This is a genomic window from Azospirillum sp. B506 (assembly GCF_000333595.1).
In the GTDB taxonomy this organism is placed as follows: domain Bacteria; phylum Pseudomonadota; class Alphaproteobacteria; order Azospirillales; family Azospirillaceae; genus Azospirillum.
The window spans coordinates 1-1044 of the sequence record NZ_BADK01000010.1 but is presented as its reverse complement, the minus strand read 5'-3'; the positions used below and the strand labels follow the sequence as shown (position 1 = coordinate 1044).

Genomic DNA, 1044 nt, shown 5'->3' with positions numbered 1-1044 from the left:
GGCATAGCTCAGTTGGGAGAGCGCCTGCTTTGCAAGCAGGAGGTCGTCGGTTCGATCCCGTCTGCCTCCACCAGTTTCCGGAAGGACCGCTGGTGTCGATGGTAGAGGCGAACCGCCCAGCTTCGAGGATCGTTGGAAGGAACCACAACACGGCAACGTGAACAATGACGAGCGCTTCGCGCTCGTCATTGTGTCCCGAAAGGGACGGGATCATGGACAAGTGAAGATGAAGTGCAAGTGACCGAGGACGCTCCTCGGCCGGGAGAATATCCTGGCTGGGAGTAGCATCGAACGGCGGAAACAGCCGATCCTGTCGATCGGCTCGCGAGCAGGCTTGTTCCTGCGCGTGGCGCAAGCGTTTTCGTTGGAGTTGAGATCAAGCGTCTGAAGGGCATCTGGTGGATGCCTTGGCACTGAGAGGCGATGAAGGACGTAGCACGTTGCGATAAGCTTCGGGGAGCCGCGAGCAGGCTTTGATCCGAGGATTTCCGAATGGGGAAACCCACCGCTTCGGCGGTATCCCGTACTGAATTCATAGGTACGGGAAGCGAACCCGGCGAACTGAAACATCTAAGTAGCCGGAGGAAAGGACATCAACCGAGACTCCGCTAGTAGTGGCGAGCGAACGCGGACCAGGCCAGTGATTGCTTCTACATAACCGGAACCGTCTGGAAAGTCGGGCCATAGCGGGTGATAGCCCCGTACGGATAAACCGGAAGCGATCCACGAGTAGGGCGGGGCACGTGAAACCCTGTCTGAACATGGGGGGACCACCCTCCAAGCCTAAGTACTCCTCAGTGACCGATAGTGCACCAGTACCGTGAGGGAAAGGTGAAAAGCACCCCGACAAGGGGAGTGAAACAGTTCCTGAAACCGGATGCCTACAAGCAGTCGGAGCCTCTTCATGGGGTGACGGCGTACCTTTTGTATAATGGGTCAGCGACTTAGAGTATGCAGCGAGCTTAAGCCGGTAGGTGGAGGCGCAGCGAAAGCGAGTCTGAATAGGGCGACCGAGTTGCATGCTTTAGACCCGAACCTGATGAT

Annotated in this window: 1 rRNA gene; it reads left to right on the top strand. The window is 57.4% G+C overall.

Features of this window, described 5'->3' with window-relative positions:
- Nucleotides 1-374 precede the first annotated feature (374 nt).
- Nucleotides 375-1044: ribosomal RNA gene (locus tag I71_RS00265) — 23S ribosomal RNA — on the top strand; the annotation flags it as partial.